Consider the following 14,018-nt stretch of genomic DNA (forward strand, 5'->3'; position numbering starts at 1 on the left):
TTTGGGCAATGGGTCGGGACGATACGACCAGGAACGATGGGCCGGGGCATGACGGCCGGCGCGCGTTTCGGCCTTGAGAACGCGCCCGTCCTGTGTGAGACTCCAAAGCGCCCGGCCCGGGGCGAATAACCAGCAGGAGACGCGGGGCATGTGCGGCATTTGCGGAATATACGCGCCCGGCGGCGACCTCTCGCCCCTGGCGGCCATGAACGCCTCCCTGGCTCATCGCGGCCCGGACGACGCCGGCCTGTGGACCGACGCGGAGGCGGGCATCGGCCTGGGGCACCGGCGGCTGTCCATCCTCGACCTCTCGCCCCTGGGACGCCAGCCCATGGTCTCCGCCTCCGGCCGCTTCGTGCTTTCCTACAACGGAGAGGTGTTCAACTTCGCCCGCCTGCGCCAGGAACTGGCCCCCCTCGGCCACACCTTCCGGGGCGGCTCGGACACGGAGGTGCTGCTCGCGGCCATTGAGCAGTGGGGGCTTGCGCGCGCGCTTTCGCGCTGCGTGGGCATGTTCGCCCTGGCCTTGTGGGACCGCAGGGAGCGCAGCCTCGCGCTGGCGCGCGACCGCCTGGGCGTCAAGCCCCTGTATTTTGGCCGCTTCAACAGCGGCGCAAGCGGCGGCAATGGCGGCGGCGTCCTGTTCGGATCGGAGCTCAAGGCCCTGCGGCGGCACCCCGGCTTCGACGCGGGCCTGGACCGCGACGCCCTGGCCCTGTTTTTCCGGCACAACTACATTCCGGCCCCGCACAGCATTTACGCCCAGGCGCAAAAAATACTGCCGGGCGAGATCGTCGCCTTTGGCCCCGGCGGCGAAACGCGCACGCGCTATTGGGACGCCGAGGCCGTCTGGCGGCAGGGCTTTGCCGAGCCGTACACCGCCGACGAGGGCGAGGCCACGGACGCCCTGGAGCGATTGCTCACCGACGCCGTGGGCCTGCGCATGCTGGCCGACGTGCCCCTTGGCGCGTTCCTGTCCGGCGGGGTGGACTCCAGCCTGGTGGCCGCGCTGATGCAGAAGCAGAGCGCACAACCGGTGCGCACCTTTTCCATCGGCTTTGCGGAGGCGGCCTTCAACGAGGCGCCCCATGCCCGCGCCGTGGCCCGGCACCTGGGCTGCGCGCACACGGAGCTGATCGTGACCGCAAGCGACATGCTGGGCATGGTGCCGGACATGCCGCGCCTGTGGGACGAGCCCTTTGCCGATTCCTCGCAGATTCCCACGGCCATTCTTTGCCGGCTGACGCGGGAGCACGTCACCGTGGCCCTTTCCGGCGACGGCGGCGACGAGCTGTTCTCCGGTTACGAGCGCTATCCCTGGAGCCTGCGGGCGCACCGGCTGCTTTCCGCCGTGCCCGGGCCCTTGCGCCGCGCCGCATACGCCCTGCTGCGCCTGCCGCCCAAGGCCCTGTGGGGCCTGCTGCCGCGCGGGCACAAGCTGCGCTGGCGGCTCGACGCCCTGGGCGTGGACGGCTTCGAGGCCTTGTACCGGCACTTCGTCTCGCACGTGAAGGATCCGGGCGCGCTGGTGCCGGGCGCGCGCGAGCCGGGCTACGCCGCCGCGCTGCTGCGCCCCCTGGGCGACACGCCGGACGCCCGCCGCGCCTGGATGAGCCTTGCGGACATTTTGAACTACCTGCCCGACGACATCCTGACCAAGGTGGACCGCGCCAGCATGGCCGTTGGCCTGGAAGCGCGCACGCCGCTTTTGGACCACCGCGTGGTGGAGTATGCCGCGCGCACGCCCATGCACCTCAAGGTGCGCCAGGGGCAAAGCAAATGGCTGCTGCGCCGGGTGCTTTACCGCCACGTGCCCACGGTCCTTGTGGACAGGCCCAAGATGGGCTTCGGCGTGCCCCTGGCCGCATGGCTCCGGGGCGGGCTCAAGCCCTGGGCGGCGGACTTGCTCTCTCCCGCGGCCTTGCGCAGGCAGGGCATTCTCGATGCGGACTTCGTGGCGCGCATGTGGCGCGAGTATCTGGCGGGCGAGGACAACTGGTGCCACTGCCTGTGGGACGTGCTCATGTTCCAGGCCTGGCTGGGGCATGAGGCCGAGGTCTCCGCGACCGGCGAGGCCGCGCCATGACGCCCTCCTGGGACGACGAGCTGCGGGCCGGGGAGCGCTTTGGCTTCGGGGCCAACTGGCGGGCCTTTCTGTCCCGGCTGAACCCGGAGCGCCTGCGGCAGGCCGTGGAATCGCTGCGCGGGCTGCTGGGACGCGACGACCTCTGCGGCCTGCGCCTGCTGGACATGGGCTCCGGCTCCGGGTTGTTCTCCCTGGCGGCGCGGTCGTTGGGGGCTGTTGTGGTTTCTTGCGACTATGACCCGGACAGCGTGGCCTGCACCGAGGGCCTGCGCCAGACCTTCCGCCCCGGCGATGCGGAATGGACCGTGCTGCGCGGCTCGGTGCTGGACAGGGCGTTCTTGGCGGAGCTGGGCACGTTCGACGTGGTCTACTCCTGGGGCGTGCTGCACCATACCGGCGACCAGTGGGCGGCTGTGGACAACGCGGCCCGGCTGGTGGCTCCGGGCGGGCTCTTGGCCGTGGCCCTGTACAACCATCAGCCGTTCTTCACGCCCTTGCACCGGACCATGAAGCGCATGGCCTGCCGCTGGCCCCGGGCCGGAGACTGGCTCATCGCCCCGGCATACGCCCTGGGCGTGGGCGCGGCCCTGGCCCTGGCCGATGCGCTGCGCGGGCGCAATCCCCTGGCCCGGCACAAAACCGCCGGCCTGCCACGCGGCATGAACTTTTGGCACGACGTGCGGGACTGGGTGGGCGGCTGGCCCTTTGAGACGAGCACGCCGGAACAGGTGTTCGACTTTTGCCGGGCGCGCGGGTTTGCGCTGCGCACCCTGCGCACCGTGGGCGGCAAGTCCGGCTGCAACGAGTTCGTGTTCGAGCGCGTTGGCCCCACCGAGCCCCAGGGACCGGAGCCATGCGCATACTGCTGAGCATACCCAGCCTGGCCGCGGGCGGGGCCGAGCGTCAGTTCGCGGCGCTGGCCTCCGGGCTGGCGGCGCGCGGGCACGAGGTGCTGGCCGTGACCCTTGGCCGGGGCGGCTCCCTTGCCGCGTCCCTTGGCCAGGCCCGTCTGGTGGAGCTGAACAAGACCTCGCGCTGGGACAGCCCCCGCGTGGCCCTGGCCCTTGCCGGGCTGCTGCGGCGCGCGGCCCCGCAGGTCCATTACGCCTTTCTGCCCAGTTGCTGCGTGCTTGGCGGGCTGCTGGCGCCGTTCTTTCCTGCCGTGCGGCTTGCGCTGGGCGTGCGCGCCACAAACGTGGCCGGGCTTGATCCCGCAGCAAGGCTGCTGCTGGCGCTGGAGGCCCGGCTCTCCCGCCGCGCCGGGCTCGTCATCGCCAACTCCCGCGCCGGGCTGCGCCACTGCCTGGGGCGCGGCTTTGCCGCCGCGCGCGCGGTGGTGGTGCCAAACGGCATCGACACGGAGCGCTACCGCCCGGACAAAACCTTGGGCGCTGCGCTGCGCAAGGCCTGGGGCGCGAGCGAAGGACATCGGCTCATCGGGCTCGTGGCCCGGCTTGATCCCATGAAGGACCATGGCGTGTTTTTGGAGGCCGCGACCCGGCTGGCAATGCAGCGGCCCGAGGCGCGCTTCGTGTGCGTCGGCGCTGGCCCGGCCGCCTACGCCGACGCGCTGCGGGGCAAGGCCGAGTCCCTGGGGCTTGCCGGGCGGCTGGCGTGGGCTGGCGAGCAGACGGACATGGCTGCGGTCTACAACGCCCTTGATTGCGTCTGCCTCAGCTCGGCGTCGGGCGAGGGCTTCCCCAACGTGCTTGGCGAGGCCATGGCCTGCGGCGTGCCCTGTGTGGCCACGGACGTGGGCGATGCGGCGCTGGTGCTGGGCGGAACAGGCGTTGTGGCGCGGCCGGGCGATGCCGAAGGACTGGCCGATGGGCTTGCGGCCTTGCTTGCGCGCACGGCGCAGGAGGGCGACGCCACGGGCGAGTCCTGCCGCCAACGCATCGTGACGGAGTTTTCCGCCGCGCGCATGGTGGCGGCCACGGAAGCTTTGCTGCGGGAATTGTGAGGATTTTCGTAGGCTGGGGCGAGGACAAAAAAAGAGCCGGGCAGGCCCCCCACCTGCCCGGCAGACACGTCGGTCCAACCGACGCGGCCGCCGGGAACGTTGCCGCCCGGCGCACGGTGCGATTTAAACAATATCCGTACCAAACAAGTCAAGCATAACCATTCTGGCTAATTACGGAAAAATGGGTCGTTTTTGCCGCTTTGGGCTGGTCAAAAAAATGCCCTTGCAGTATGCTTAAACCAGAATCGTTCTGGTTTTATCAGAATTCGGGACAGGGGGAAAAAGACCATGGCCACCGTGCTTGTGGTGGATGACGACGATCTGTTCCGCGAGCTGCTCTGCACCTCGGTCGAGCGGCACGGCCACACGGCCGTTGGGGCCGGAAGCCTGGCCCAGGCCCGCCGCGCCCTTGCCGGGCAGGATGTGGACGTGGTGTATCTTGACGTGCGCCTGCCCGACGGCTCTGGCATAGAGGCGCTGGAAGAACTGCGCGCCAGCCAGGACCCGCCGGAGGTCATCATCGTCACCGGCCAGGGCGACCCGGACGGCGCGGAGCTGGCCCTGCGCTGCGGCGCCTGGGACTACATCGAAAAGCCGGCCTCCGTGGACCGCATGACCCTGCCCATGCTGCGCGCCCTGTCCTACCGGACGGAGAAGCGCCGGCACCGCATTCCCGCCCTGCCGGAAACCTCCGGCATCGTGGGCAAAAGCCCGCGCCTGGCGGCCTGCCTTTCGCAGGCGGGCATGGCCGCGGCCAGCGGCGTGGACGTGTTCATCACCGGCGAAACCGGCACCGGCAAGGAAATCTTCGCCCGGGCCATCCATGCCAGCGGCAGCCGGCCGCAAAGCCCCTTTGTCGTGGTGGACTGCACGACCTTGCCCGGAACCCTGGCCGAGAGCGTGCTCTTCGGCCACGAGCGCGGCTCCTTCACCGGCGCGGACCGCAAGCAGACCGGGCTCATCGAGCAGGCGGACGGCGGCACGTTGTTTCTGGACGAGGTGGGCGAACTGCCCCTGGGCGTGCAGGCGAAGTTTCTGCGCGTGCTGCAAGAGCGCAGCTACCGGCCAGTCGGCGGCGGCCAGGTGCGCAAAAGCGACTTCCGCCTGGTGGCCGCCACCAATCGCGATTTGGCGGCCATGGCCGAACGGGGCGAGTTCCGCCAGGACTTGCTGTACCGGCTGGGCGCCTTTTGCCTGGAGCTGCCGCCCCTGCGCGAGCGCGACGGCGACATCCAGGCCCTGCTCGACTGGCGGCTGGCCAACCACGCCACGCGCAGCGGCAGCGCAAGCCCCACGCCCAGCCCGGAGTACCTGGAGCTGCTGCTCTCGCACCACTGGCCGGGCAACGTGCGCGAGTTTCTGCAAACCGTGGACATGAGCCTTGTTTCGGCCCACGGCGAGCGGGTTCTGCTGCCCCAGCATTTGCCGCTGGAGCTGCGCGTTCGCCTCATGCGCGGGCGGGTGGCCTCGCGCGCGTTCGCCGAGCCGGTTCCCCTGGTTTCCACCCTTGGCGGCATACGGCCCTGGCGCGTTCACCGGGCCGGAATTCTGGAAAAGGCGGAGAAGGACTATTTTGTGGCGCTCATGGCCTTTGCCGGCGGGGATGCCGCCTTGGCCTCGGAGCTCTCCGGGCTCAAGTCCGCAAGGCTTTATGAGCTGCTGGGCAAGCACGGCCTGGTGCGGGGCCGGCGCGGCGGCGACGCGACTCCGGAAATTCCGGAATAAGCTTCCTCCCGCAGGGGGGGCCGGCCGGGCGAAGGGACCGTGGTTGTTGCTCTGTGCAGTGTTGCGGCGTTTGGAACGGAATTTGATTATAAGCGATGTTGCGCGGGCCCAAGGGACTAAAGGTCATGACCGCCCGCCGACTGGAGGGAGCATAATGGCCAAAGTCCTCATTGCCGAAGACGATCCCATTTCCCAACGCTTTGTTTCCGCCATCGTGGAGCGCATGGGCCACTGCGCCGTGGTGAGCCCCAACGGCCGCCACGCCTGGGAGGCCTTGAACGCCGAAAACCGTTTCGCCATGCTCATCACCGACATCATGATGCCTGGGATGGACGGCACGACCTTGATCCGCACCATGCGCGCGGACGAGCGCTTCCGTGACATGCCTGTTGTGGTCATGTCCGCCTTCATCGGCGTGAGCGAGATTTCCGGTCTGCTGGGCATCGGCGCCACGTGGTTCATGCCCAAGCCCGTGGACCGGGTGGTGTTGGAGGATTATGTGAAGCGGGCCTTGGAATAGGCCTCCGGACAAGGCGGCGTCCATGCGACACCTCTTGGCCATGCGCCAGGGCTTTGGCCGGACCCGATCGTGGACCCGATCGTGGACCCGGCCGTGGAGCCGGGCGGGCTTTTGCCCACGGCGCGGAAGTCTTGCGCCCGGCGCCTGGCTGTTGGCCGGGCTTCTGCTGGCGGCGGCCTGCTTGTGCCAGCACGGCCTGGCCCGCGCCGCGACGAAGACGCCCGGCCCGCAAGCCGCGGACGAACTGGTGGCCGTGGTGCCGGCCAGTCTGCCGCCGCTCTACTTCACCGCGCCGGACGGAACCCCCACCGGGTTCGCCGTGGAAGTGCTGCGCCAGGTGGCGGGCCATGCGGGCTACCGGGTGCGGGTCGTCGTCGCCGCCAATCCGCAGGAGGCCCGCCGCCTGCTGGACCAGGGTGTGGCCCAGGTGCTGCCCGGCATGGGCGTCAGCGAAGAACGCGGCCAGCATTTTCTCTTTTCCCGCCCCATAGAAACCCAGCCGGTGCACATCTACACCCGCGCCCACAGCCCCCGGCGCGAGAACCTGGCGGCCTTGAAGGGCGCACGGGTCTCCGTGCTCGCCTCCAGCATTCCTATGGACATATTGGGCCAGGACCCGGACATTGTGGTGCTGAAGTCCCAGTCCTTGTCGCAGGCCCTGTTCGACCTGGTTTCCGGCGAGTCGGACGCGCTGGTGTTTCAAAGCCCGCTGGTGGACTTCACGGCCAGCGCCGCGGGGCTTTCGCACAAGCTTGCGCGCAGCGAAAAACCGTTGTTCGAGGTCAGCCGCTCCTTCGCGGTCACGCCCGGCCGCCCGGACATCCTTGCCCGGCTGGACGCGGCCTTGAGCGAATACCGCGACACGCCGGAGTTCCACTCCCTGTATAAGGCCTGGCACGAGGAGCCCGCGCCGCCGCTGCTTTCGCCCACGGCCCTGTGGCTTGTGGGCGGGCTGTTCGTGCTTTTGGGCGGTTCGTTGCTGTTGTGGCGCTATGTTTCGCTTTGGCGCATGAACCGCAAGCTTTTGACCGCGCTGAACGCGCGCGACCACGCCCTGGCCGAGCTGCGCCTGACCCAGGACCGCATGGAGGCCCTGTTCACCCTGACGCACATGGAGGCGGCGGACACGCCCGGGCTCACCAGCTTTGCCCTGGACGAGGGCGTGCGCCTGACCGGCAGCGAGAGGGGGTTTTTGGTCTTCATCGAGAATGGCTCGGTGGACCTGAAGAACGCCCAGTGGTCGGCGCATGGCAAACCCCTCTTGGTGGAGCCGCCAAGACCACCCTATCCCGTTGCCGAAGCCGGGCTTTGGGCCGATTGCGTCCGCACCAAGGCTCCCTTGGTGGAGAACGACTACGCCTCCTGCGAGCGCGGCAAGGGCTTGCCGCCGGACCACGTGCCCCTGCGGCGGGTCATGTCCGTGCCCATGGTGGTGGACGACGAGGTTGTGGCCGTTTTTTGCGTGGCCAACAAAAGCGCTCCCTACGACGAGAACGACACCCGCCAATTGCAGCTCTTTTTGGTGGAGCTGTGGCGCGTGCTCCAGGCCCACCGCGACGCGGAGACCATCCGCCAGGCCCGGGACTACGCGGAAAGCCTTGTGGAAGGCGCCAACGCCATTCTGGTGGGGCTCGACACCGAAGGCCGCGTGATCCTGTTCAACGCCGCGGCGGAGCGCATCACCGGCTTCCAGCGTGAGGAGGTGCAGGGCCGCGAGTGGTTCGCCTGCATGCAGCCCGAGCATCTGGCCGGGCCGGCCACCTCCCTCTACCGCGACTTCATGGCCGGGCGCGCGGCGCTGCCCCGCCAGCGCGAGGGCGTGCTGCGCACCAAGGACGGCCGCCTGCGCCACGTCTCCTGGCAGATCAGCCTGACGCGCCAGGGCGACGCCGTCACCGGGACCATCGCCTACGGCATCGACATCACCGAGCAGAAGCAGGCCGAGGCCGAACTGCGCCGCCTGCACCGGGCCATCGAGCAGACCGCGGAAGGCGTGCTCATCGCGGACGAGTCCGGGGCCATCTTGTACGCCAACCCCTCCTTCGAGCGCATGACCGGGCTGACGCGCGCCGGCGCGCTGCTCAAGGGCCAGTCCGTGTTCGACCTGGACATCTGCGTGCTGGACCACCACAGCTCCGCCATACAGGGCGAGGGACAGGAGGGCATCTGGCGGGGCACCTGCGTGTTCACCCGGCCCGGCGGCACCCCGGCGGAGGTGGAGTTCACGGTGTCGTCCATCCGCAGCCGCGCCGACAGGCTGATGAGCTATGTGGCCGTGTGCCGCGACGTGACCGAAAAACGGATGCTTGAGCATCAGCTTTGGCAGGCCCAAAAGATGGAAGCCCTGGGCACCCTGGCCGGCGGCATCGCCCACGACTTCAACAACCTGCTGGCGTCCATAATGGGCTTCACCGAACTGGCCCTGGACGACCTGCCGGCGGAGTCGCGCGGGCGCGGCTGCCTGGACCGCGTGCTGGGCGCCAGTCTGCGCGCCCGCGAGCTGGTGCGCCAAATCCTCTCCTTCAGCCGCCGCAGCGAACACAAACTGCGGCACCTGCGCGTCGACGCCGTGGTGGCCGAGGCCCTTAAGCTGCTGGAGGCCTCCCTGGCCAAGAACATCGACATCCAAAGCGAGCTTTGCGCCGGGGCCGTCGTCCTGGCCGATCCCTCGCAGATCCACCAGATCGTCATGAACCTGTGCACCAACGCGGCCCAGGCCATGGCCGGCAACGGCGGGCGGCTTCTGGTGCGCACAAGCGCCGCGCCCCTGCCCGCGGAGCTGGCCGCCCGGTACCGGCTGCCGCCGGGCGAGTACATCACGCTGCTCGTGGAGGACCAGGGGCCCGGCATAAGCCCCGAGCACCTGGGGCGCATCTTCGATCCGTTCTTCACCACCAAGGGCCCGGGCGAGGGCACGGGCCTGGGCCTGGCCGTGGTCCACGGCATAGTGACCAGCCTTGGCGGCGCCGTGTGGGCGGAGGGCGAGCCCGGACACGGCGCGCGCTTCCAGATTCTTTTGCCCACCCAGGCCGGGGGCGAGGACCAGCCCCGCAAGCCCCTGCCGGGCGACCTGCGCGGGCAGGAGCGCATTCTGCTTGTGGACGACGAGCCGGACATGCTGGAGCTTGGCCGCCAGGCCCTTACCCCCCTGGGCTACCGGGTGGCCACGGAGGGTTCGCCCGAGGCGGCCCTGCGCACCCTTCTGGACGACCCGCGCGCCTTCGACCTCGTCATCACCGACATGAACATGCCCCGGCTCACCGGCTTGCAACTTGCCGAGGGCCTGCGCCCGGCCTGCCCGGACCTGCCTGTTGTGCTCATCACCGGCTTCAGCAGAACCATCCCCCCGGACCGTCTGGATTCCCTCGGCGCGGTCCGCCTTCTGCCCAAGCCTTTTTCCACGGGCGAGCTGGCCCTGGCCGTGCGCCAGGCCCTGGCCCCGAGAACCGGAGGGGAAGCATGACCCAATGCATTCTTGTGGTTGACGACGACGGCGACGTGCGCGAATTGATGTGTCGCATGCTTGAGCAGGACGGCTACCACGTCGTCCCCGCCGACGGCGGCCAGCAGGCGCTGGAGCAGGTGGCCCGGCTCGACCCGGATCTGGTCATCACCGATGTGGTCATGCCCGGCGTGGACGGGTTCGAGGTGCTGCTGAAGCTGCGGAATTTGGCACCCAGGGCGCAGGCCCTTGTGGTCTCGGGCGGCGGCCGCGTCGGCCCGGACATTTATTTGGAGACGGCCAGACGGCTGGGGGCCCGCGCCGTGTTGCGCAAGCCCTTCACCCGGGCCGAAATGCTTGAAGCCGTGCGCCAAGCCCTTGGCCAGCGCGCGTGCTCCCAACCCCCCAGGCAGGAGCCATAGCCATGCAGTCAGACATAGAACCCTTGGCCGACGCCTTTGTGCGCCAATCCATAGCGGCAGCGAAAAACCGCGTGCGCGCCCAAAAGGCCGCACAGGACAAAGATCCCTCCCAGGCCCTGTTTCTGGCCTTGGCCCAGGGGCAGGAGGTGCAGGCGAAAAAGGCCCTGCTTTTGCTGCGCGGGCGCATCGGCATCACGGCCGAAAATCTGGCCGAGGCCTTGCAGGAGTCGCGTGAAATGGCCGTGGAGACCCTGCCCTGGACCGTGCTGGCCCAGGCCGAGGGCGACCGCGCCGCAGGCGCGCTTTTGGTGCAGATGGCCCGCGCCCTGGCCAGCCACCTGGCCGTGCATGAAGCCAGCGTCAAGGGCGAGACCACGTATTACGTGTGCGCCATTTGCGGGCACATCCATGCCGGGGCCGACCCCGGACGCTGCCCGGTGTGCCAGGCCCTGCCAGAAAAGTTCGTGCCCGTGCAGGCCTGAGGACGAGGAAGCCGGAGCGCCATGCTGTTCGAGGCCCTGCACTACGCCCGCGCCCGCCTTGGCGGCGAGCCGAATCCCCACGGCCATTTGACCGAGCTTGTGGGCATTTGGGCCAGGCACCGGCGGCAGCGCCAGGCCTGGGCCGGACATTTGGAGCGCGCCAGGGGCTTGTGCCTCCACGCGGCCGAGGCCACCTCCCCGCAAGCGCGGCGCACGGCCCTGGTCTACGGCGGCGGCATATTGAACGACGTGCCCCTGGAGCGGCTCGCGGCCTTGTTCGGGCGCGTGGTGCTGGCGGACATGGCCTTTTTGCCGCGCACCGTGCGCTTGGCCAAGGCCCTGGGCAACGTGTCCTTGCTCCACGCCGACATGACCGGGGTGCTGCATGCCGCGCCGCCCGCCGAACCTGCGGACCTTCCCGTGCCGGATCTGACCCTGGGTCAGGCTGGGCCGGATTTCGCCTATTCCGCCAACGTGCTTTCCCAACTGCCCCTGGCGCCCCTGGCCGTCATGGAGCGCACGTGCCCGGACTTGGATCCGGAGCGGCGCAAGGCTTATGGCGCCGCACTGGTGCGCGCGCACCTGGACGCTCTGGCGGCGCTGCCGTGCCCGGTCTGCCTGGTGGCGGACACGACGGAGCGCGGCCTGGCCGGGGGCGTGGCGCAGTATGAGGATGACCTGCTGTACGGTGTGCGGCCGGACCTGACCGGGGAGAGCTGGATTTGGCGGCTTGCCCCGCGTGGCGAGGCCCACCCCGAACTCGACATTGAACGCCAGGTGCTCGGCGTACGGGACGTGCATGCCGCCCGGCCGGACGCCAACGGAGGTCGCCATGTCTGACGAGCGTCAAGACGAATCCGCCGTGGGGCGGGGCGGACCTCCGGCCCCGGACGAGCAGACGGGCGCGCCCACTGCTTCGCCTGATTTCCCGCAGGCTCCTGGTCCTGCCGCCGCGCAGGCCCTGCCGCCGGACCCGGCCCAATGCCTGGAGAACGACCACGTGCGCCTGCGCGCCCTGGAGCAGCGCGTGCACCAGAAGATCGAGGACGCCGAGGGCTACGGCTTCAACCTCGACGAGCAGCGCATGCTCAACGCCTTCTTCGACCTGGCCCAGGAGTATGACTCCCGCCGGGATCTGCTGACCATCTGCGTGCTGCTGCCCATGATCTTCTTCCATCAGGAAGTGCGCGTGTACCTGCGCACATCCGAGAACTCCTGGCGGCTGGCGCGCAGCCTCAGCCTCCCTCGTGAACAGCCGTCCGAGGCGCTTCCGCCCGTTTCCGCCACGCTGGGCGCCCATTTCTACGCGCCCATCAAGGGCCGCAAGGACACCGCCGAACTCATGGGCTTTCCTCTGGAGCACGGCATCATCGGCTGGGTGGAGGTTGTCGGGGGGGCTTCTCTTTCGGCCAAGCACCAGTTGTTCTACGAAAAGTTCGCCGGGCGCGTGGGCTACCAGATGCACAACCGCATGGCCCGGGCCAAGAACCGCGAGCATCTCACCTTCATTCAGAATCTCGTGTCCGACATCGGCCACAACGTCATTGTGCCCAACATGACCTTCAAGCTGTTCTTCAACCGGCTGCGCGGGTCCATCTCCGCCCTGGAGCGGCTCATTCTGGAGGCGCCCCTGGACACGCCGCGCCAATTTCTGCTGGAGCTCGACGTGCTGCAGACCCGCATGCGCTCGCAGTACGAGGAGATCAACCGGCACTACGAGCAGACCAGCCTGTTTCTGGAGACCCTGCTGCGCCGCCGACACTTTGAGGAAGGCCGCTATGTGCTGGAGAAGCGCCTGGTGAATCTGCGCCAGCAGGTGGTGGACCCGCAAGTGGAGCGCTTCCGCCCGCGGCTCAGCGACCGGGGCGTGGCCATCGACCTTTCCATGGGCGGCATTCCGGACAAGCCCGTGATGCTCATGGCCGACCTGGGGCTTGTGGCCCAGGTGTACGCCAACCTCTTTTCCAACGCCGTCAAGTACACGCGGGCCGTCACCGGGCCGGACGGCCTGTCCAAAAAATTCATGGCCTATGGTTGGGCCGTGCAGCCCGATGTCTTCGGCCCCGGACGCGACGGGGTGAAGCTGAACGTCTTCACCACCGGCCCCGTGATACCGGAGAACGAGCGCGGCCAGCTGTTCCGGCCGGGCTTCCGCGCCAGCACCACCGGGCAGGAACACGGCACCGGCCAGGGCCTGGCCTTTGTGCGCCAGGTGGTGGCCCTGCATGGCGGGCAGGTGGGCTACGAGGCTGAGCCGCTGGGCAACAACTTCTTCATCATTTTGCCGCTGGAGAATGACAAGCCGCTGCTGGAAGACACGCGCTCGTGCTGAGCCCGGCGGTCTTCGCGCCAGTCGTTATGTGTGAGCGCAAAAGTGTCGAGGAGGGCATATGCAGCCGTCGCCGCCGCCACGGGGGGCACGGAACGAACAAGAAAGGCCTACTGCACCTGCACCCTTGAGACGATGATACCCGCCAAGGGGGGCGGCCGTAAGGGAGACTGACGCGGTGCGCTCTCCCTTCCTCAGCATTCCGGTTCTATATCGCTTGAAAGTATGACCTGCGTGGCAAATACGTCTTCACTTCTCGCAACAGCCCGCCGAAAAAGCCAATATCGAAATCCTTCGCGTCGACATTTAGTTCCTGGAATAGATTCTCGCACTGCATATGCGTTGAATCATCATTTATTATGGCAGATATGGTGTGCCCATAAGATTCAACCGCTTTGCCATTTTGAATGTATGGAGCAGTGGAGACATCGCCAAGAGCATGAACCTTCTCCCAGCAAGCCGTGTCCAGATGCCTAAAACGATTTACAAAACTGGGGTCATCTGAAGAGATGGCATTCGGGAGGAATGTGCTGATGAGTGAACGCTCCACAGAGCCTCTGTAGCAATCATGAATCAACACAGCTTTAATGTTTTTAAATTCTTTTAATAAGTATGCACAGAGGAAAACAGCTTTTTCACCTTTAGGGCCATCGATGAAAACAACAGGGGCTTTTAGGCGTTGAACAATCCTCGGCAAACGAACGAAAGCATCACCGTAGAGCAAGTGCAAGTTCTTGAAGTCTTTTAATCGGGCCTCGGCAATTTTTGAGTCGAGAGAATATTTCGTATTCTCGATGCTGTAGATATCAATGCCGCTGTTTGCAAAAAAAGACGAGATGAGCGCCGTGCTGACCCCTCTCGCTCTTCCTGATTCCACCACGGAATCGGCCTCAAGCTCCCGGACGATTGCGCAAAGGAAGAGCATTTCTGAGGGGAGAACCCCTTTGAGATCAAAGAGCGAACCATCGCAGATCGTCTCAAAGGATGCGAGTGCGGATTCTCCTGCAGAGACGATGTCCAGCATATGAACTACCTCGTTAGCATTATGA

Annotated in this window: 11 protein-coding genes; 10 read left to right on the forward strand and 1 reads right to left on the reverse strand. The window is 67.5% G+C overall.

Annotated elements, in window-relative coordinates:
* Window positions 1-148 precede the first annotated feature (148 nt).
* From asnB to ACYQ4W_RS13470, 10 genes are all read left to right on the forward strand, one after another.
* On the forward strand, window positions 149-2,086 hold the full coding sequence (gene asnB, locus ACYQ4W_RS13425) for an asparagine synthase (glutamine-hydrolyzing) (RefSeq protein ID WP_459857555.1): 1,938 nt from the start codon (window positions 149-151) through the stop codon (window positions 2,084-2,086).
* On the forward strand, window positions 2,083-2,955 hold the full coding sequence (locus ACYQ4W_RS13430) for a class I SAM-dependent methyltransferase (RefSeq protein WP_459857557.1): 873 nt from the start codon (window positions 2,083-2,085) through the stop codon (window positions 2,953-2,955). The genes asnB and ACYQ4W_RS13430 overlap by 4 nt, the downstream gene beginning before the upstream one ends.
* Window positions 2,940-4,049: a glycosyltransferase gene (locus tag ACYQ4W_RS13435; protein ID WP_459857559.1), complete on the forward strand. Its 1,110-nt coding sequence runs from the start codon at window positions 2,940-2,942 to the stop codon at window positions 4,047-4,049. The genes ACYQ4W_RS13430 and ACYQ4W_RS13435 overlap by 16 nt, the downstream gene beginning before the upstream one ends.
* Window positions 4,050-4,337: 288 nt before the next feature.
* Complete coding sequence (locus ACYQ4W_RS13440) at window positions 4,338-5,774, forward strand: sigma-54-dependent transcriptional regulator (protein ID WP_459857562.1); 1,437 nt, start codon at window positions 4,338-4,340, stop codon at window positions 5,772-5,774.
* A gap of 154 nt (window positions 5,775-5,928) precedes the next feature.
* Window positions 5,929-6,294, forward strand: coding sequence for a response regulator (locus ACYQ4W_RS13445; RefSeq protein WP_459857566.1), 366 nt, complete (start codon window positions 5,929-5,931; stop codon window positions 6,292-6,294).
* A 22-nt stretch (window positions 6,295-6,316) separates the two neighbouring features.
* A complete protein-coding gene (locus ACYQ4W_RS13450; RefSeq protein ID WP_459857569.1) occupies window positions 6,317-9,757 on the forward strand; it encodes a PAS domain S-box protein in 3,441 nt (1,146 codons plus the stop codon).
* The gene (locus tag ACYQ4W_RS13455; RefSeq protein ID WP_459857571.1) at window positions 9,754-10,158 is read left to right on the forward strand and encodes a response regulator; all 405 of its coding nucleotides are present in this window, start codon (window positions 9,754-9,756) and stop codon (window positions 10,156-10,158) included. The genes ACYQ4W_RS13450 and ACYQ4W_RS13455 overlap by 4 nt, the downstream gene beginning before the upstream one ends.
* Window positions 10,159-10,160: 2 nt before the next feature.
* The gene (locus tag ACYQ4W_RS13460) at window positions 10,161-10,640 is read left to right on the forward strand and encodes a rubredoxin-like domain-containing protein (protein WP_459857573.1); all 480 of its coding nucleotides are present in this window, start codon (window positions 10,161-10,163) and stop codon (window positions 10,638-10,640) included.
* Window positions 10,641-10,661: 21 nt separating this feature from the next.
* A complete protein-coding gene (locus ACYQ4W_RS13465; RefSeq protein WP_459857576.1) occupies window positions 10,662-11,480 on the forward strand; it encodes a hypothetical protein in 819 nt (272 codons plus the stop codon).
* Window positions 11,473-12,972 carry a sensor histidine kinase gene (locus tag ACYQ4W_RS13470; protein WP_459857578.1) on the forward strand — a complete coding sequence of 500 codons (1,500 nt, stop codon included), beginning with the start codon at window positions 11,473-11,475 and terminating at the stop codon, window positions 12,970-12,972. The genes ACYQ4W_RS13465 and ACYQ4W_RS13470 overlap by 8 nt, the downstream gene beginning before the upstream one ends.
* A gap of 205 nt (window positions 12,973-13,177) precedes the next feature.
* On the opposite strand, the gene ACYQ4W_RS13475 is transcribed toward ACYQ4W_RS13470, so the two are convergent.
* Window positions 13,178-13,993 carry an O-methyltransferase gene (locus ACYQ4W_RS13475; RefSeq protein WP_459857581.1) on the reverse strand — a complete coding sequence of 272 codons (816 nt, stop codon included), beginning with the start codon at window positions 13,991-13,993 and terminating at the stop codon, window positions 13,178-13,180.
* Window positions 13,994-14,018: the final 25 nt, after the last annotated feature.

It is taken from the genome of Humidesulfovibrio idahonensis (assembly GCF_054657715.1).